The sequence below is a fragment of the Pseudomonas sp. H3_D04 genome (assembly GCF_054669175.1).
Genome location: NZ_CP162801.1, coordinates 2,687,563 through 2,705,801, shown reverse-complemented (window position 1 = coordinate 2,705,801; position 18,239 = coordinate 2,687,563). Strand labels below are relative to the sequence as shown.

General features: G+C 59.8%; 13 protein-coding genes. 6 read left to right on the top strand and 7 right to left on the bottom strand.

Going from position 1 to position 18,239, the window contains the following annotated elements:
- Nucleotides 1-44 precede the first annotated feature (44 nt).
- Complete coding sequence (locus AB4N91_RS12550; RefSeq protein ID WP_077748402.1) at nucleotides 45-1,403, bottom strand: glutamine synthetase family protein; 1,359 nt, start codon at nucleotides 1,401-1,403, stop codon at nucleotides 45-47.
- Between the two features lie 162 nt (nucleotides 1,404-1,565).
- On the opposite strand from AB4N91_RS12550, the gene AB4N91_RS12545 reads away from it, so the two are divergent.
- Nucleotides 1,566-2,480, top strand: coding sequence for a helix-turn-helix domain-containing protein (locus AB4N91_RS12545; protein WP_010460092.1), 915 nt, complete (start codon nucleotides 1,566-1,568; stop codon nucleotides 2,478-2,480).
- Between the two features lie 59 nt (nucleotides 2,481-2,539).
- Here AB4N91_RS12545 and AB4N91_RS12540 read toward each other — a convergent pair whose 3' ends face one another.
- Nucleotides 2,540-4,927, bottom strand: coding sequence for a DUF3772 domain-containing protein (locus AB4N91_RS12540; protein WP_172790882.1), 2,388 nt, complete (start codon nucleotides 4,925-4,927; stop codon nucleotides 2,540-2,542).
- A gap of 209 nt (nucleotides 4,928-5,136) precedes the next feature.
- Between AB4N91_RS12540 and AB4N91_RS12535 the strand changes: the two genes are divergently transcribed.
- Nucleotides 5,137-5,592: a YMGG-like glycine zipper-containing protein gene (locus AB4N91_RS12535; RefSeq protein ID WP_010460096.1), complete on the top strand. Its 456-nt coding sequence runs from the start codon at nucleotides 5,137-5,139 to the stop codon at nucleotides 5,590-5,592.
- Here AB4N91_RS12535 and AB4N91_RS12530 read toward each other — a convergent pair.
- The 5 genes from AB4N91_RS12530 to AB4N91_RS12510 form a co-directional block, all read right to left on the bottom strand.
- Complete coding sequence (locus AB4N91_RS12530) at nucleotides 5,577-6,602, bottom strand: DUF2955 domain-containing protein (RefSeq protein ID WP_154911736.1); 1,026 nt, start codon at nucleotides 6,600-6,602, stop codon at nucleotides 5,577-5,579. The two genes, AB4N91_RS12535 and AB4N91_RS12530, sit on opposite strands and share 16 nt — an antisense overlap.
- Complete coding sequence (locus tag AB4N91_RS12525) at nucleotides 6,592-7,731, bottom strand: HlyD family secretion protein (RefSeq protein ID WP_460112503.1); 1,140 nt, start codon at nucleotides 7,729-7,731, stop codon at nucleotides 6,592-6,594. The genes AB4N91_RS12530 and AB4N91_RS12525 overlap by 11 nt, the downstream gene beginning before the upstream one ends.
- The gene (locus tag AB4N91_RS12520; protein WP_460112502.1) at nucleotides 7,728-9,266 is read right to left on the bottom strand and encodes an efflux transporter outer membrane subunit; all 1,539 of its coding nucleotides are present in this window, start codon (nucleotides 9,264-9,266) and stop codon (nucleotides 7,728-7,730) included. Before AB4N91_RS12520 ends, AB4N91_RS12525 begins: the two co-directional genes overlap by 4 nt.
- Nucleotides 9,267-9,485: 219 nt before the next feature.
- On the bottom strand, nucleotides 9,486-10,118 hold the full coding sequence (locus AB4N91_RS12515) for a response regulator (protein ID WP_010460104.1): 633 nt from the start codon (nucleotides 10,116-10,118) through the stop codon (nucleotides 9,486-9,488).
- A 33-nt stretch (nucleotides 10,119-10,151) separates the two neighbouring features.
- Complete coding sequence (locus AB4N91_RS12510; RefSeq protein WP_460112501.1) at nucleotides 10,152-11,519, bottom strand: cache domain-containing protein; 1,368 nt, start codon at nucleotides 11,517-11,519, stop codon at nucleotides 10,152-10,154.
- 380 nt (nucleotides 11,520-11,899) lie between these two features.
- On the opposite strand from AB4N91_RS12510, the gene AB4N91_RS12505 reads away from it, so the two are divergent.
- The 4 genes from AB4N91_RS12505 to AB4N91_RS12490 all read left to right on the top strand — a co-directional run bounded on the left by AB4N91_RS12505 (nucleotide 11,900) and on the right by AB4N91_RS12490 (nucleotide 18,239).
- Nucleotides 11,900-13,957, top strand: coding sequence for a carbon starvation CstA family protein (locus AB4N91_RS12505; protein ID WP_010460108.1), 2,058 nt, complete (start codon nucleotides 11,900-11,902; stop codon nucleotides 13,955-13,957).
- A 16-nt stretch (nucleotides 13,958-13,973) separates the two neighbouring features.
- Nucleotides 13,974-14,171 carry a YbdD/YjiX family protein gene (locus AB4N91_RS12500; RefSeq protein WP_010460111.1) on the top strand — a complete coding sequence of 66 codons (198 nt, stop codon included), beginning with the start codon at nucleotides 13,974-13,976 and terminating at the stop codon, nucleotides 14,169-14,171.
- Between the two features lie 219 nt (nucleotides 14,172-14,390).
- Nucleotides 14,391-15,212: a polyphosphate kinase 2 gene (ppk2, locus tag AB4N91_RS12495; protein ID WP_010460112.1), complete on the top strand. Its 822-nt coding sequence runs from the start codon at nucleotides 14,391-14,393 to the stop codon at nucleotides 15,210-15,212.
- Between the two features lie 141 nt (nucleotides 15,213-15,353).
- A complete protein-coding gene (locus AB4N91_RS12490) occupies nucleotides 15,354-18,239 on the top strand; it encodes a sensor domain-containing phosphodiesterase (RefSeq protein ID WP_460112500.1) in 2,886 nt (961 codons plus the stop codon).

The following is an 18,239-nucleotide window of genomic DNA, read 5'->3' as shown; positions in this document are numbered from 1 at the left end:
GCAAGCCTCGCTCCTACAGGGGGGCGCGTGATCTCGCGTGGTTTTCAGACGCTAAGCATCAAGAACTCACGCTCCCAGGAACTGATCACCCGCTTGAAGTTCTCGTGTTCAGCACGCTTGACTGCCACGTAACCGCGCACGAATTTGTCGCCCAGATACCGTCCGATGGTTTCGCTCTCTTCCATCTGCGTCAGCGCATCCTCGATGGTGATCGGCAGGCGCAGGTTGCGGCGCTCGTAGGCTCGACCTTGTACCGCCGCACTCGGTTCGATGCGTTCAACCATGCCCAGATAACCGCACAACAAACTGGCCGCGATCGCCAGGTACGGGTTGGCGTCAGCCCCCGGCAAGCGGTTCTCCACGCGCATCGAATCTGGCGTCGAGGTCGGCACTCGCAGGCCGACGGTGCGGTTTTCTTCGCCCCATTCAACGTTGACCGGGGCCGAGGTGTCCGGCAGGAAGCGGCGGAACGAGTTGACGTTGGGCGCGAACATCGGCAGCACTTTGGGGATGTACTTTTGCAGACCGCCGATGTGGTGCAGGAACAGCTCGCTCATCGTGCCGTCGGCATTGGCGAAGATCGGCTGACCGGTGGCAATGTCGACTACGCTCTGGTGGATGTGCATGGCGCTGCCGGGCTCGTCGCCAATCGGCTTGGCCATGAACGTCGCCGCGACGTTGTGCTTGAGCGCCGCCTCACGCATGGTGCGTTTGAACACAGTGATCTGGTCGGCCAGGTCCAGCGCATCGCCATGACGGAAGTTGATTTCCATCTGCGCCGGGCCGTCTTCGTGGATCAGTGTGTCGAGGTCCAGGCCTTGCAGTTCGCACCAGTCGTAGACGTCTTCGAACAGCGGATCGAATTCGTTCGCGGCGTCGATGGAAAACGACTGACGACCGCTTTCCGCACGGCCCGAACGGCCCAGCGGCGCCTTGAGCGGCAAGTCCGGGTCTTCACAGCGCTGGGTCAGGTAGAACTCCATTTCCGGCGCGACAATCGGCCGCCAGCCTTTGTCGGTGTACAGCTGCAGCACTTTCTTCAGCACATTGCGCGGCGACAGTTCGATCGGGTTGCCGAACTTGTCGAAGGTGTCGTGGATCACGATGGCGGTCGGCTCGATGGCCCATGGAATCACATACACCGCGTCGGCGACGGGCTTGCAGACCATGTCGATGTCGGCCGGGTCGAGCAGGTCGTAGTAGATGTCGTCGTCGACAAAGTCCCCGGTTACCGTTTGCAAAAGCACACTTTCCGGCAGGCGCATGCCTCGCTCATGCAGGAACTTGTTGGTGGGTGCGATTTTGCCGCGTGCAATGCCGGTCAAGTCACTGACCACACACTCGACTTCGGTAATCTTGTGATCTTTCAGCCACGTGAGGAGCTGATCGAAAGGGGCATTCATAAAGACCTCGTTATTGGTTTTTTTTAACGCCGGGGAGGGCGGTTTCATCCACCGCACACTTCCCCTGAGACGCGTTGACGACTATCTTGGGCGAGCCTTGCGGTTCCATCTATCCACTTTCAGCGGCACCAAAACGCACCAAACGAGTGCGTAAGGTCATTCATGTCAGCGTCCAGTCCAATTCAGGTTCAAGCGTTCAACACCGACGATGTCGCTGCGCAAATCCGCGCCACGCCGGGTTGGGTTCAGCATTACCAGCAAATGTCGCCGGGGCATTTCGCCGGGCGTGTGCGCTACCTGGACCTGCAAGGCGTGGAGATTTACGAAGAGCAGATGAACACCCGGGTCGAACAGAATTTCAGCGCGCCCGAGGGTTCGCTGGCGTTCTGTTTCGATCGCAGCGACAACGCGCTGTATGTGTTGAATGGCGAAAGCCGCAACATCTGGATCACCCCGGAGAACTACCAGGAAGTCGCCGTGGTGTTTGGTCCGGAGTTCGTGCAGCGTCATGGTTTGAATGTTGCGCGGCTGGAAGGCTTGTTCATGTCGCCGCTGAACTCGGGGCAGAACGCCTTGTTCAGCCGCTGGTTGAGCGGCACCTTGACCCGCCTCGCCGAAACGCTCGACCCGCCGAGCAAAGAAGCGCTGACCCAGCAACTGCTCGAAGACTGCCTGTACATCCTCGACAACGCCTGTGTGTGCCTCGATCACGGCGGCCTGCAGCGCCGCACCGAAGAACGCGCAGTGATGAAACGCATCGGCGAATGGGCCGCCGACTCACCGGAAGAAACCCTCAACCTGCTGGAGCTTTCCCAGGTGGCCGGGGTTTCCCTGCGGCAGTTGCAGCACGCGTTCAAGGCCTTCACCGGGATGACGCCCACCCATTGGCTGCGCCTGCGCCGCCTCAACAGCGCCCACCGCGAATTGCTCGCGCGAACACCGAATGACACCACCGTTGCCGAAGTGGCGATGAATTGGTCGTTCTGGCATCTGGGGCGGTTTTCCAGCAGTTACCGGGCGCTGTTCAAGGAACTGCCGAGTGAAACGCTCAAGCGCATTCGCCCGAGCAGGACCTGATTCGCAAGTTCAGCCTCGCCGAGAGGGCGCAGTGACTGGCTGAACGACCGGTTTTTTGTTCAAACCGTCGATGCAGGTTTCGCCAGTTCAATCCCGGCCGCACCCAATCGCTTGAGAATTTCAAACAACAAATCGCTTTTAGTCGTGCCGACGATTCTCGGGCTGCTGACGTAGCCCGTGACCGTCAGCGTGATGCCTTCGGGGGTCAGTTTGCTGAACCGGACGAAGGTAGCCGGTTTGTCGAGGATGGTTTCGTTCTCGCGGTACGTGTCGTACAGCAGGTTTTGAACTTGCTCCGGATCGATGTCCAGCGGGAACATCAGCTCCAGTGTCGCCACCCCTTGTGCGCTGCCGCCGAGGGTGACGTTGCGCAGGTTCTGCGAGATCAGTTGTGAGTTGGGCACGATGACGATCGAGCGGTCACTGAGTTGTATTTCGGTGGCCCTGACGTTGATGCGGCGGATGTCGCCTTCGACGCCACTGATGCTGATCAGGTCGCCGACCTTGACCGGGCGCTCGGTCAGCAGAATCAGCCCGGAGACGAAGTTTTTGACGATTTCCTGCAAGCCGAAGCCGATCCCCACCGACAGGGCGCTGACAATCCACGCCAGGTTGGTCCACTCGATGCCCAGGGATGACAAGGTCAGCAGTATCACCAGGGCGTAACCGATATTTGAGAACAGTGTGCTGAGCGAGGCACACATGCCGGGGTCCATGTCGGTCTTGGGCAGGAACTCGTTATCCAGCCATCGGCGCAGTGCGCGAATCAGGTAGATGCCGATGAACAGGGCCAGTAGCGCATTCAGCAAATGGCCCGGGATGATATTGAGTTTGCGCAGGCCATCGCCGCCGAGGATGGCGAACGTCTGGGTAAACAGTTGCCCCAGCGTCGTGCCGACGCCACCGACAAACAGTGAAATGACCGCCAGCAGCATTAAACCGGCGCGACCGACACCGGACAGAATGATCGACGCTTGCTCAAGGCGTACATCGCCGATTCCGAGCAATTGTTTGAGCGCCTTGCCGCTTGGACTCTTGGGTGAAAACAGGTACTCACAGCTGTCTCTGAACAATTGCGTCAGCAAGTAGAAGCCCGACAGGATGATAAAACCCCAGACCAGTTGGTACGTAATGAACCGTGCCAGGGAGATGTAGCCGATCAGCAGCGCAATCAGCGATACCACCGTCGCAAAACCGGCCAACGAATAAATCAGGCCGGCAAGGGTGGTACTCGATTCGGGCGCTTCCCCGGTAGCCGCAACGGCTCTGCGGACTCTGCTGGCTCGCCGGAACAACGTGCCGATAATCAGCGTGACCACCAGCGCGATCAAACCGCGGCCAAACAGAATGGCCGGCGGGCTCATGCCGGTGACGTTGGTGATTTGTGCCAGGCTGACCAGAATCAGCAGTGTGACGGCCAGTATTCTGGGGAAGGGCTGGATTGCCAGTGCCACGGGATCGGAGATGGCCGGCAGTCGCCAGGAAGGATGTCGGGTCGACAGCAGCGCCCGGCTCAGACCGGTAATCAGGATGCACACATAGATGATTTTTTCGAATTCATCGGCAAAGTTCTGAATCAAAGGCGACAACGGCAATTGCCGGGTGAGCGCATAAAACAGCAGTTGCATTGCAAAAGCCGTGGTCAGCAGCGTGGCCACGACAGAGGCCAGTGCGAGCGAGCTTCGACGCAAACGTCCTTCCGGCATTCGATGAATACACACCCAGGTCAGCCCGCGCTCCGCGATTCTTCGGCCCCAGGACCAAACACCCAGGGCCAGCACGATCAATGCGATGGTGAACAGGCGTTCGCCGGGTTGCCAGGCGGCCTTGATTGCGCTGGAAGCCTGCTGGATGAATTCGCTCAGCCGCTGGCGGTCCTCCTTCAGCGGACTGAACAACGGAGCCCAGAACCCCGGCCCCAGGATACTGCCGCTGCGCAGCGTGACTTCGGATTCCAGCAGGTTGCGGCGAATGCCGGCGATTTGAATAAGGAGACCGGCAGCATTGTTTCTGAGTGCTGTCAGGGTTTTGAGGCTGGAATCGACTTTGGTCTTTTGCTCGGAGAGATAGGCTCTTTGCGTCGCGATATCCGATTTCTCTGACTCTACATCGTCGAGTGATACCGGGCCCAACACATCAAGTTGGGCTTGCAGTTGCTTCTGTTCGGGCAGCAGGGATGACTGCAGGCTATCCACGTCGTTGATAAACGACTGAACAGCATCTTGCAGGCCGACCATCTGGGTGAGGTTATTGGCCAGCGAAATCTGTTGCTTGATTCGGTCAAGGCGGATTTGCAGGTTTTGCAGATCACTCTGAGAAATGACTAACGACGAAGTACCCGATGTAATACCTGCAGCCGGCGGTATGTCGGCGGCCGACAGCGCTCCGTCACTGGTTGCAAGCAGCGTGAGCACGACGAACATCATTGACTTCAATGCATTACGCATGGGGGTGCTCGACTCTGTGGTGGGTCGCTCAACCTATGAGGTTAGGCCATCACGCCAAAACGATCGAAAAGAATCCTGTTCGCCGTCAGGATCAGGCAATACCGTGCAGAGAGTGAGTGCCGCGTGATCTACACTCTTTGTTGCTGAATCAAGCCCGGGATCAGCTACCCGGGGTTAGTGCAGAGTGACGGGCTGCGTTGGAGGTCATTATGAGCAAGGTGTCATCCATCGGCCTGAGCATCGCATTGACGGTTGCGTGCACCCAGGGTTGGGCTGCAACGGTCGTTCCGATGAAAGGGCAGAGTTCGCAACAGACCCAGCTGGACATCAATGAATGCAACAGCATCGCGTCCAGTCAGGCCGCGTCGACCGCACAGCCTGCTTCCGGAGGGCGATTGCGCGGTGCTGCCGCGGGGGCCGCCGCGGGATCGGCCGGGGCAGAAGTGCGCGGGCGTCAGCATGACGAGTTTTATGAGCGCATCGATGACGACACGAAACAGGACTATCGGCAGGACCGCGCGAAAGAGACCGCCGTGGCCGGTGCAGTGGTGGGCGGCTCGCGTCAGCGTCAGGAGCGCCGGGCACAAGAGAAAACCAGTGCTGCAACTACCTCGACGGCGTACACCAGTTGCCTGCAGGGCAAGGGGTATCAGGTTAATCCCTGAGTCTTTCGCGGCCGCTGCTCGAGCAGATAAACCATCAGGCAGGCGTACAACGTGACGGCGAGGAACAAGCCCATGCGCACCGCAAACGCGGTGTACACGTCCTTGCCTGCGATGCTGTCCTGAACCGACTGGCCCAGCAGGATAATCAGCGTGATCAGGGTGTTGAGCCAGAACCCCGGGCTGAACCCGGTCGGGCTCAGCGCGTAGAGCTTGCGCGCCAGCACCAGGCCGAACAGCAGCATCCACAGAAAGAACATCCAAAGGTGCACAAACAGGCTGAGGGCGCTCCAGAACAGGATCGCCAGCAGGCCTGCGAGCAAGGTTGAGCCAACGAGTTCGCGACCGGCTGTGTGGGCGTTGGTCGTGGAGCTTTGTTGGCCCAGGCTGACGGCCTTGAGGATGATCGGCAGGTAACCGGCCGGGTCGATCAAGGCGAGCAGGAACGTCGGTAACACAATCAGGGTTGCACGTAGCGCCACTCGGCTGACCTCTTCGGCGGGCAACGTCGGGGCAGGCGGCGGGGAAGGGGCGTTGGGCGGATCCGGGAATAACCCGTGACTGACCGCCACGACCGCTACGGCGAGCAGCAAGCCCTTGACCAGGGCACCGATGACCATCGCCGCCAGATCGAATTCGGCAACGCCGGCCGAGGAAATCATCGTCAGGCCAATCACCAGAAAGGTCACGATCAGGGCATTTCCACCGCGCAGGCCAAAACGGAAGACCAGGAATAGGCTCAGACCGATCAGCAGCACGCCGCTGACGGGGTAATAACGCAGGATCGGGATCAACAACAGGCCGAGGCCCGTGGTCAACATCGCAGCCAGTGCGAGCACCACGGCTGCCTTGAACGGCAACGGGCGATTGATCGACGCCAGCAGGATCAGGCACAGCACCGGCGCGAGAAAGGGGATCGGCAACCCGAGGCCGAAGCTGGCGGCAAGGCACAGCGCCGTGCCAGTGGCCAGGCGTAATGCGCGCTGTTCCCGGGGCGTGCGTTTAGTAGGCATAGCTCAGCCAGCTCATGAAACCCACAAACAGCCGACCCAACGGGTTCAGCGGGTTGCCTTGAGTCGGGAAGGCCATGACTTCGGCCTGCCCGCCAGCACGGATGGCGCCGCTGTCACGCAAGCTTTTTCGGGCGTCTTCGGAGAGCTCGATAATCACCGGAAAACGCTGGGCCGGTCGCAGCCAGTCGCGGCTGTTCTGGACACTGGGTAAGGTGCCAGGCGCCGGTGTCTGTCCGACACTGACGCCATAACCGACACTGCGCACGCGTCCGTCGAACACTTCGCCCGGGAATGCATCCAGGACGATCGCCACGGGCGTATCGACTTTCACCAGACCGAGGTTGTTTTCAGTCATGTCCGCGCTGATCCAGACATCGTGGATGGCAATCAGGGTCATGACCGGGCCACCGGCCGCGGCGAACTGCCCGGCGTCGGTGCGCAGGTCGGTGACCAACCCCGCCGAACGGGCGCGAATCTGCGTGTTGGACAGATCCAGCTCGGCTTTCGACAGCGCCGTGGCGGCGCTTCGCAGCAGGGCGTTGTCTTCCTCGCTGCCACCTTCTTGCTCGCGGGCGCGTTGCACTTCGGCGCGGGCGGCCGCGACCTGGCTGACCGCCTGTTCACGATTGGCGCGAGACACTTCGAGCAGACGCACGGAAATGGTTCCGGGGTCTTCGCGGTACAAACCTTCCAAACGTTGATTGTCTTGTTTCGCCTTCAGTTCGTTGGCCTGGGCCGCGCGCAAGTTGGCTTGCGCCGAAGCGATGCCGGCGGTGCTGGCGCCGATCTGCCGACGGGTCGATTCAAGGTCTGCGCGGGCGCGGTCGACGGCGATCTGGTAGGGCTGCGGGTCCACTTCGAACAGCACGTCGCCCGCCTGGACGTCCTGATTGTTGCGCACGTTGACGCGGATCACCCGGCCGGCGACTTCCGAGGCGACCGGAATGACAAAGGCGCCCACGCGGGCTTGTTGCGTATAGGGCGTGAAACGGTCGGCCGCCAGGTACCACGCCAGGCTCAGGAGGATCAGGAGCAGCACCCATTTGATGCCTTTTTTCGCCGGGTCGGCGGCAGGCTCAGGAGGCTTTGGGGCGGGCGCCTCGGGGACAGGCTGCACGGTTTCACTCATGGCTGTTTACCTTGTGGGGCAGGGAGGGTGGCGGGCTCGCTCAGCAGGTCGCCCCAGTCGGTGCGTTTTTCCATCTGCTGGCGGGTGGCTTCATCGACTTTGGGCTGGGCGCTGTACCAACCGCCACCGAGGGATTTGTACAGGGCAATCAGGTTGCTCACCGCGTTGCTGCGGGCGACCAGGTAGCTGTCCTGCTGTTCGAGCAGTGCGCGCTGAGCATCGAGCACCCGCTGAAAGTCCGAGTAACCTTCGCGGTACTGCGTGCTGGCCAGCACCAGCGAGCGTTTGGCGGCCACTCCGGCTTCGCTCAGGATGCGTTCGCGCTCCAGCGATTTGATCAAACCAGTGGCGGCATCGTCAGCCTCCCGCGCGGCCTGGCGGACTTTGTCGCGGTACGCCTCGATCAGTTGCTGCAACCGCGCATCCTGGACGCGTACGTTATTGCTGATCTGACCATGGTCGAACAGGTTCCAGCGCAGGCTGGGGCCGCCGATCAGGTCCAGGCTTCGGGACGTACCGTTTAGCGTGTCGGCCGACCAGACGATGCTGCCAAGCAAGGTCAGCGACGGATAGAAGTCACTTTCGGCCACGCCAATCAATGCCGACTGGGCGGCGACATTCAGCTCGGCGGCGCGCACATCGGGCCGGCGCAGCAGCAGATTGGCCGGCACATCCTGGAGCACGGCGCGATCGACCAGCGGGATCAAGCCTTCGTTGCTCACGAGCATCGGCAACGCGCCGGGCGGTTGCCCGATCAGCACGGCCAACGCATTACGCGTTCGTTGCAACTGGTCTTCGAGGGAGGGGATGGTGCTCAGGGTGCCGAGGTATTGGGTTTTGGCCTGTTGCAGGTCGAGTTCCGCTTGCTGGCCGCTGTTGAACAGTTTTTCGGTGATCTCGAAATTACGCTTTTGTTGTTTGGCGTTCTCCCGGGCGACGCGTAACCGTGCCTCGGTGGTGCGCAATGAAAAGTAGGTGTCCGCGACCTGGGCGCGCAGCAATACCAGCACGTCTTCATAGTTGGCCTGAGCGGCAAAATAACTGGCGTCGGACGATTCGATGGCCCGGCTGAAACGCCCCCAGAAGTCCAGCTCCCAACCCATGTCGAACCCAGCGCTGTATTGCCAGAAATGGCTGTCCTGGGGATTGGTGCCACCCGATTGCCGGCGATTGAAGTACAAACTGTCGGCGCTGGCTTGCTGCAGTTGCGGGTACAGAGCGCTTTGCGCTATGCCCAGCTGGGCACGGGCTTCCATCACGCGCAAGCCGGCGATTTTCAGGCTGGAATTATTTGCATCCGACTCGGCGATCAGCTGATTCAGTAGCGGATCGTTGAAGACCTGCCACCACTGGCGGATATCCGGATTCGGTCCGCGTTGACTGGCGTGTTCAAGGGCTGCGGTATTCCAGTGTTCGACCCACGTTTCGCCCGGCGGCTGGAAGTCCGGCCCCAGCCGCACGCAGCCACTCAGGCCAAGTGCGCCGAGCAGGAGGAGGTGGCCTGGCAGTCTTTGCAAGGAACGGCCTCGAGGCATCGCGTATCGTCCAACCAGAGAAGGTCACTGGAGCATAGCCGTCCAAATGAGCAACCGGCTGTTAAGCTTCTCAGGCACCCTCAAACCTTCTGCGATCATTGATAGGCAGGACACTCATGAGTCTTTTTGTGCTGGGGGGCAATTTCTGGGAGAAGGTGCGGGCGTTGTTTATCCGCTCTGCCAAGGTGGTCAATCCCGAGGCAGTGCAAGGCGTGCCTGCTAGCGCGAAATGATCCCGTGATCGATCGCATACTTGACCAGGGCTGCGGGTTTGTCGATGTTCAGTTTGCGGCGGATGCTCAAACGATGGGTTTCCACAGTGCGCACGCTGATGTCGAGCTCGCGGGCCATTTCCTTGTTGTTCAATCCTTGCGCCATTTTGTACAACACCTGGCTTTCGCGAGGGGTCAGCTCATTGTCGGTGCTTTTGTCGGCTATCAGCCGCTGGGCGATTTCGGCGCTGTAGAACGTGCCGCCACTGACGATGGCTTCGATGGCCGCAATGATTTCCCGCGACGGTGAGTTCTTCAGCACATAGCCGCTGGCGCCGGCGCGAACGGATTCACTCACGTATTCATAATTGTCGTACATGCTCAGCATCAGCACCTTGAGCGACGGATACTGGCTGCGCAGCACGCGGGTCAGCTCAAGCCCGTTCATGTCGCGCAGGCTGATGTCGACCAGCAACAAGTCTGGCTGGCAGCGCCCGACCATCTCGATGGCCTGCGCGCCACTTTCGGCTTCGCCCACCACTTCCAGGGGCGCCATGACCGCGAGCAGCGCTTTGATCCCGTCGCGGACCAGGGAGTGATCGTCGACCAAGGCGACGCGGATCGGATAGGGCAGGTTCATCGCAGATATTCACTCTTGTTGTAAGGGGGTGGGTCAGCGTTTCGCACCGGGCATTTTCATCGGCAGCAGCACGTCCAGCTCACTTCTTCCAGGCATCGATATCAGGTCGAACCGCCCGCCAAAATGTTCGACACGCTCACGGATATTACGCAGGCCGATGCCCGCGTGGCGGCGTTCGACCTGGGCGACATTAAAACCGACACCGTCGTCGACCACCGTCAACCGCACGGATTCCTGTGACCCATGCAGGGTAATCGAAACGTTTTTAGCCTGTGCGTGGCGTTCGATGTTGGTCAGGCCTTCCTGCACAATCCGGAACAGCGAAACAGCCGCGCCGTCGACCAGTTCACAGTCAAATTCATTATCGTCGTAAGTCACGGTGAGACCGCTGCGCTGCTCGAATTCGGCGGCGAGCTGGCCGATCGCCGCCGGCAGGCCCAGCGTGTCGAGCAATGACGAGCGCAGATCGTGAGAGAGGCTGCGAACCTCGCCAATCGCGTCGCCAAGGCGCTCCGTGGCATCTTTCAGCGTATTCAAACCCTTGTCGTTGGCCTGGCCATTCTCCAGCAGCAGGCTGGCCAGTTCGAACTGGAATTTTATGGAGACGAGCACCTGGCTGATGCCGTCGTGCAGCTCCCGGGAAACCCGTGAGCGCTCTTCCTCCTGGAGGCTGACGATCCGCTGGGTCAGGCGCTGGAGCTTTTTGTCCGCCAGGCGATGCTCGCTGACGTTGAGCGTCATGCCGCTGGCGAAGACGAACAGCACAGCCACGAGCGCCACCGCGGCAATCGCCAGCATGGTCTTGCGGATGCCGTGGGCCACTTCGTCACGCGCCTGCTGGGTGGCGCGCTCAACGTCTTCAAGGTAGATGCCGGTACCGAGCATCCAGCCCCAACGGTCCAGCATCACTACATACGCGAGTTTGTCGGTGACCTGACCGGAGGAAGGCTTGTTCCAGGCGTAGCGCTGAAAACCTTCGCCGGATTGCGCACTTTTGAGCAGTGCCTGAATCACCGGCAAACCTTGGGGATCTTTCATGTCCCACAGGTATTTGCCCACCAGTTCCGACTGGCGCGCGTGCATCAGGCTGCGACCCTCACGGTCGTAGACGAAGAAGTAGCCGTTGATGCCAAAGCTGAGCTTGCGCAGTTCTTCCAGCACCTGTTGCTGGGCGTGCTCGTCACCGTGGCCGTCGTCGTAGAGCGGCGCGATCAGGCTCTGGGCCATTTCCACGTAGTTTTTAAGCTCGGCGCGTTTGCTCGCCAGAATGCTGTCTTCAATCAGCTGCGCCTGTTGATCGCCGAGTTGGCGATTGAGGGAAATCACCAGCGCGCAGATCACCGCGATCGCCAACACCAGCGGCAGAATCCCGAGCGCGACGATTTTGTGTTTGAGCTGCATCTTGGCTCCTGACCGGACCGAGGGAAGGCGATGGCCCGGCATCATATGCCAAAGATACGCGCGTCCAGTAGCGGTGCTGGACGGAATGACCTGCGGCGGGGATGTCTGTCAGGTGAAATGCAAAACCCTTATAGGAGCGAGCCTGCTCGCGATAGCGGTAGTCAGACGACATTGATGGTGAATGTCAGTCCGCTATCGCGAGCAGGCTCGCTACTACAGAGGAATCAGCGCATCTACGTAGAACTACGTAGGCGCCATGTACGTAGTAACGCGGATTTATTTGTGGACGGCATGCGGGGATATTGGGCCAGCTCCGCACCGCGGACACAATTATAAAAAATTACCGCCGCAGTCCACTGGCTGTCGGCAGGAGACACGCTATGCCCCGTATGGCTAAACACCTCGCCTGGTTTGCCGTGGCTGTTCTGGGAGCGTTTGCGCTAAGTGTCGTGGCCTTGCGCCGCGGCGAAGCGATCAACGCCCTGTGGATCGTAGTCGCAGCAGTCGCTATCTACCTCGTTGCCTACCGCTACTACAGCCTGTTCATCGCCACCAAGGTGATGCAACTCGACCCCAATCGTGCCACGCCCGCCGTCATCAACAATGATGGCCTGGACTACGTGCCGACCAACAAACACGTACTTTTTGGTCACCACTTCGCGGCCATCGCCGGTGCAGGTCCGCTGGTCGGTCCCGTTTTGGCGGCGCAGATGGGCTATCTGCCCGGTACGCTTTGGCTGATTGCCGGCGTGGTGCTGGCCGGTGCGGTTCAGGACTTCATGGTCCTGTTCATGTCCACCCGCCGCAACGGCCGTTCCCTGGGCGATATGGTCCGGGAAGAAATGGGCCGCATCCCCGGGACCATTGCGCTGTTCGGCTGCTTCCTGATCATGATCATCATCCTTGCGGTGCTGGCATTGATCGTCGTGAAAGCCTTGGCCGAGAGCCCGTGGGGGATTTTCACGGTGATGGCGACCATCCCGATCGCGATGTTCATGGGCATCTACATGCGCTACATCCGCCCGGGTCGCATTGGTGAAATCTCCATCATTGGTGTGCTGTTGCTGCTCGGTTCGATCTGGCTCGGTGGGCAGATTGCTGCTGATCCGGTCTGGGCCAAAGCGTTTACGTTTACTGGCATTCAGATCACCTGGATGTTGATCGGCTACGGTTTTGTCGCCGCGGTATTGCCGGTGTGGCTGATTCTGGCCCCGCGTGATTACCTGTCGACTTTCCTGAAGATCGGCACCATCGTGGCCTTGGCGATCGGCATTCTGATCACCATGCCCGACCTGAAAATGCCGGCACTGACCCAGTTCATCGACGGCACTGGCCCGGTGTGGAAAGGCGGGTTGTTCCCGTTCCTGTTCATCACTATCGCCTGCGGCGCGGTCTCGGGTTTCCATGCACTGATTGCCTCCGGCACCACGCCGAAACTGTTGGCCAGCGAAGGTCATGCCCGTTACATCGGTTACGGCGGCATGCTGATGGAATCCTTCGTTGCCATCATGGCGATGGTCGCGGCTTCGGTGATCGAACCGGGCGTGTACTTCGCCATGAACAGCCCGGCGGCGCTGGTTGGCTCTGATGCTGTTTCGGTTGCTCAGACCGTCAGCAGCTGGGGTTTTGCAATTACTCCGGAAGCGCTGCAAGCGGTGGCCAAGGACATCGGTGAAACCACGATCCTGGCCCGTGCTGGCGGTGCGCCGACCCTGGCGGTCGGTATCGCGCAGATCCTGCATCACGTTCTGCCAGGTGAAAACACCATGGCGTTCTGGTACCACTTCGCGATCCTGTTTGAAGCGTTGTTCATCCTGACGGCCGTCGATGCGGGCACCCGTGCCGGGCGTTTCATGTTGCAGGATTTGCTCGGTTCGTTCGTACCGTCGCTGAAGCGCACTGAATCCTGGACCGCCAACCTGATCGCGACCGCTGGTTGCGTGGCGATGTGGGGTTATCTGCTGTACCAAGGCGTGATCGACCCTCTGGGCGGCATCAATACCTTGTGGCCGTTGTTCGGTATCTCCAACCAGATGCTGGCCGGTATCGCGCTGATGTTGGCGACCGTTGTGCTGATCAAAATGAAACGTCAGCGCTACGTCTGGGTGACCATGTTGCCAGCCGTGTGGCTGCTGATCTGCACCACCACCGCAGGCTTCATCAAGCTGTTCGATGCCAACCCGGCGATCGGTTTCCTGGCCCTGGCCAAAAAGTACAGCGATGCGCTGGCCAACGGCCAGATCCTCGCCCCGGCGAAGAGCATCGACCAGATGCACCACGTGATCTACAACGCCTACACCAACGCAACGCTGACCGCGCTGTTCCTGCTGGTGGTCTTCAGCATCCTGTTCTTTGCGCTCAAGGTCGGCATTGCGGCCTGGGGCTCCAAGGAGCGTACGGATAAAGAAGCCCCATACCAGGCGCTGCCGCAAGCGTGAGGGAGGAGGGCGCCAAATGTTCAATGACCTGAGTCGCCTCGGTAAATACCTCGGTCAGGCCGCGCGCTTGATGGTGGGCATGCCGGACTACGACACCTACGTCGAACACATGCAGGGCAAACACCCGGACAAGCCGGTGATGAGCTACGAAGTGTTCTTCCGGGAACGCCAGGAAGCGCGTTACGGGAGCAAGGCCGGGCCTAAATGTTGTTGAGGTAACTGGCGGCTTGATGCAATCCCCGTGGGAGCGGGCTTGCTCGCGAAAGCGGTGTGTCATTCAACACGGATGTTGACTGACACGACCTCTTCGCGAGCAAGCCCGCTCCCACTTTTTTTTGTTTTGTCTTTTAAATCCTCGACGGCGTCCTCGGCGCCGGTAAATCTTCAACCATGGACTAAACTCAGCGAGCCAATCGACTGCGAGGTGTTGTTCATGGCAAAGGACAAGAAATCCACCAAGAAACGTCATTCCGTCGACATCGCGAAGATGTCCAACAAGGACTACCTGAGTGAACTGCGCCGACTGCATGTCGAAATAGTGAAGTTGCAGGAATGGGTGCGGCATGAGGGCATCAAGATCTGCATTGTCTTCGAGGGCCGCGACGGGGCGGGCAAGGGCGGCACCATCAAGGCGCTGACCGAGCGCGTGAGCCCACGGATCTTTCGCGTTGTGGCGTTACCTGCCCCGACCGATCGCGAAAAAAGCCAGATGTATGTGCAGCGTTACCTGCCACATTTGCCTGCGGCTGGCGAAGTGGTGATCTTTGATCGCAGTTGGTACAACCGTGCGGGCGTCGAGCGCGTGATGGGGTTTTGCACCAAAGAGCAGGCAGTCAGTTTCCTGAGGGCTGTCCCCTTGGTCGAGCGCGCAATCGTCGACTCGGGCATCATGCTGTTCAAGTATTGGCTGGAAGTCAGCCCGCAGGAACAGACCCGACGGCTTGAAGCGCGGATTGAGGACGGCCGCAAAATCTGGAAGCTCACCCCAATGGACCTGAAGTCGTACAGCCGCTGGTATGACTACTCGCGTGCACGTGATGACATGTTCAAGGCGACGGATACCGGACATGCTCCCTGGCTGGTAGCCAACTCGAACGACAAACGACGGGCTCGCCTGAACATCATCACCGATTTGCTCAGCCGCATTCCTTATGAAGAGGTGCCGCGCGAGAAAGTGAAGTTGCCCAAGCGTCAGCGGCCAGGCGGTTATCACGAACCGGATTACCCACTAAAACGCATTCCCGAAAAGTTCTGAGTGCGTCGTCAAATCTTTCATGGGTACTAAAGCGAATAAAACTATTGATAAAAAGGTACATAAGCTTTAAACGGGAAGAACACTGGCGTATTGCTAGCAACTAAAAAGTGGATATCGCCAGTTTTGGCACAGGGAGCGCTGATGAGTTTTTGTCCATTGTCCGACTCCCCGCAGCAATCCGTTGTCGCCACGCTACCGAAGAGTCGGCCGGATGCTGTCGGCACAGCCTGCAAGGGCCATGAAGAAACGGTTGAACAATTGCTGACCTCGGCTCGCCACTGGGCTCACACCACCGCATGGGTGGTGTACCGTGCCGGCGAACACATGCATCTGGTCGGGCAGGGCGATCCGCAGGCGAAGTGGCCGTCCAGTGTGGCGAGTGAAGAATTTGAGGCTTTTTGCCAGGCCCGGCACTTGCACCGATGGCCGACCGGTCGAGGCGAAAGTGTATTGGGATGGCTGCTCGCGCCCATCAAGGATGCTGCGGAACCGGCGCTCGCCGAATTTGCCCAGCGCCTGGGCATGCAGGTACAGACCGATACTCTTGCCCGAGCGCAAATTACTCAACGGGTGCTGTATGAAATTACCTACCTCGCGAGTTCGACCCGCGACCGGTTTGTATTTCTGGTGGGGGTTCACCGGCTACTCGCCAGCCTGATCGACGCCGAGAACTTCTATCTCGCACTGTATGACCCGCACACCGGCAAGATTGACTATCCGTATTACGTCGACATCATCGACGTTGATGCCGTGGAGGCCGAACACTACGAGTACCTTGATGTTTCACACCTGTCGTTGACCGGCCAGGTGTTGACCACCGGCCAGCCGTTGCTGATCGACGCCGCCGGCATTCGCGCGGCTCAGGCCGAGGGCCGCTTCTACTGCGTGGGGGATCGTCCCGAGTTCTGGATGGGCGCGCCGTTGAAAAATGCTTCGGATGACGTGTTTGGCATGCTGGCCATGCAGGTCTACGACGTTTCCCGTACCTACAGCGCTGAAGACCGCGCATTGTTTCTGGTGGTGGTCCGCCACGTGGCCATGGCGCTGGACCGGATCCTGCACCGCGAGAATCTCGAAGGGATCGTCATGCGTCGCACCCTGGAGCTTTCGGCACTCAACGACGCCTTGAGGCAGGAAGTGGCAGAACGTGAGCGCGCCGAACATTTGCAGAGCGCGCTGTTCCAGATTGCTGAACTGTCAAGCCAGCCTGGCGATATGGCTGAACTGTTTCAAACATTGCATGGCATCGTCGGTGATCTGCTGTTCGCGCAGAACTTCTACATCGCACTGTTCGACGACACGACCACTGAAGTGACTTTTCCGTATTACGTTGATGATCGGCAGACAACTTGTCCGTCGGCACGGCGTGGACGCCGGGGCCTGACTGAGTACGTTATTCGTCAGCGTCGTCCTTGCTTGATTGACGCCGACGAGGCTGAACGATTGCATGTGCACGGTGAAATCGAAATTGCCGAAGAGTGTTACCGGTCCTACTCCTGGCTGGGCATTCCCTTGTTCGATGGCGATGTGGTGCGTGGTGTACTGGCGGTACAAAGCTATACCTCGCAAGTGCGGTATACCCTGCGTGATCAGGAACTGCTGACGTTTGTGTCGCGGCACATCGACACCGCGTTGTCGCGACGCACGGCCGCCGAAGCCATCCATTCCGCCAACCTCAAGCTCGAAGCCCGGGTGCAGAGCCGCACCCGAGAACTCGATCACGCCAATGCCAAGCTGCAACACGAAAACTCCCACGATGCGCTGACCGGGCTGCCGAACCGAACCTACCTGCAACAGCACCTCAATCAGGCCTGGTTGCGATTCGGCAGCGAAGGCGGGCACCTGGCGGTGATGTTCATCGACCTTGATCGTTTCAAAATGGTCAACGACAGCCTCGGCCACCATTTTGGCGATCTGCTGTTGAGGCAAGCCGCCCACCGTTTGCGCAGCTGCCTGCGTGACACCGACATGCTCGCGAGACTGGGGGGCGATGAATTTTCGGTGCTCGCTCCCGACGCGCCGCTGGACGTGGTGATCGAAATCGCCGAACGGATCCTGGTGGCGTTTGACCTGCCGTTTTTTATCAATGGCCATGAGGTTTTTTCATCCTGCAGTATCGGTATTGTCAGCGCCGACAATCAGTTCCATCACGAACCGGCCGACTTGCTGCGCGATGCCGATGCGGCGATGTACCGGGTCAAGAGTGCCGGTCGCGACAGCTACGCGGTGTTCAATCAGGAAGTGCGCCGAGAAGTCTCGGACCAGATGGAGCGCGAAGGGGCCTTGCGCAATGCGCTGAAGCGCACCGACGAACTGCTGCCGTATTTCCAGCCGATTGTCAGCGTTGAAACGGGTGAACTCCTGGCCCTTGAAGCGCTGATCCGCTGGCATCAGCCGAGCGGCCGAGTGATCGCACCAGGGGAGTTTTTGCCGAACGTCGAAGGGTTGCGCCTGATCGGTCGACTGGACCTGTACATGCTCACCAGCGTCGCAGTAATCCTCGCACTCCCTCAACACGCCAATTGGCCGCCGGTGCACGTGAATTGCTCCAGCTACAGCATGACGCGCCCGGACTTTGCCAGTGATGTGCTTGCCCTGTTGGCGCAGCACCGGGTCGCGCCGTCGCGGATCTGCCTGGAGTTGACCGAAGGTGCCCTGGTGGCCGAGCCGGCTATTGCCCGGCAGAACATGCAGCAATTGGCCGACAATGGCATGTCGGTGGTGCTCGATGACTTCGGTGCAGGATTTTCATCCCTGAGCTACGTGCATCAATACCGTTTCAGCGGCTTGAAGATCGACAAGTCTTTCATCCTTGAACTGACCACCAGCGCCCGCAGTCGCGCGATCGTGCGGGCAATTGTGCGGATGGCCGAATCGCTGGACCTGAGCGTGGTGGCCGAAGGTGTCGAGGATGAAGCGACGCTGATCTTGCTGCGCGAAATTGGGGCAGGGCAGGCTCAGGGCTATTATTTTGCCAAGCCCATGGGGTTGCAGGCGTTGCTGGATACGTTACTTGTCGCTCGCTAA

Bases quoted from the DNA above. Each gene is read 5' to 3' on its own strand.
- AB4N91_RS12520 (WP_460112502.1), bottom strand. From the start codon at position 9,266: ATGCCTCGAGGCCGTTCCTTGCAAAGACTGCCAGGCCACCTCCTCCTG.
- AB4N91_RS12550 (WP_077748402.1), bottom strand. From the start codon at position 1,403: ATGAATGCCCCTTTCGATCAGCTCCTCACGTGGCTGAAAGATCACAAG.
- AB4N91_RS12525 (WP_460112503.1), bottom strand. From the start codon at position 7,731: ATGAGTGAAACCGTGCAGCCTGTCCCCGAGGCGCCCGCCCCAAAGCCT.
- ppk2 (WP_010460112.1), top strand. From the start codon at position 14,391: ATGGCAAAGGACAAGAAATCCACCAAGAAACGTCATTCCGTCGACATC.
- AB4N91_RS12510 (WP_460112501.1), bottom strand. From the start codon at position 11,519: ATGCAGCTCAAACACAAAATCGTCGCGCTCGGGATTCTGCCGCTGGTG.
- AB4N91_RS12545 (WP_010460092.1), top strand. From the start codon at position 1,566: ATGTCAGCGTCCAGTCCAATTCAGGTTCAAGCGTTCAACACCGACGAT.
- AB4N91_RS12530 (WP_154911736.1), bottom strand. From the start codon at position 6,602: ATGCCTACTAAACGCACGCCCCGGGAACAGCGCGCATTACGCCTGGCC.
- AB4N91_RS12505 (WP_010460108.1), top strand. From the start codon at position 11,900: ATGCCCCGTATGGCTAAACACCTCGCCTGGTTTGCCGTGGCTGTTCTG.
- AB4N91_RS12535 (WP_010460096.1), top strand. From the start codon at position 5,137: ATGAGCAAGGTGTCATCCATCGGCCTGAGCATCGCATTGACGGTTGCG.
- AB4N91_RS12490 (WP_460112500.1), top strand. From the start codon at position 15,354: ATGAGTTTTTGTCCATTGTCCGACTCCCCGCAGCAATCCGTTGTCGCC.
- AB4N91_RS12500 (WP_010460111.1), top strand. From the start codon at position 13,974: ATGTTCAATGACCTGAGTCGCCTCGGTAAATACCTCGGTCAGGCCGCG.
- AB4N91_RS12515 (WP_010460104.1), bottom strand. From the start codon at position 10,118: ATGAACCTGCCCTATCCGATCCGCGTCGCCTTGGTCGACGATCACTCC.
- AB4N91_RS12540 (WP_172790882.1), bottom strand. From the start codon at position 4,927: ATGCGTAATGCATTGAAGTCAATGATGTTCGTCGTGCTCACGCTGCTT.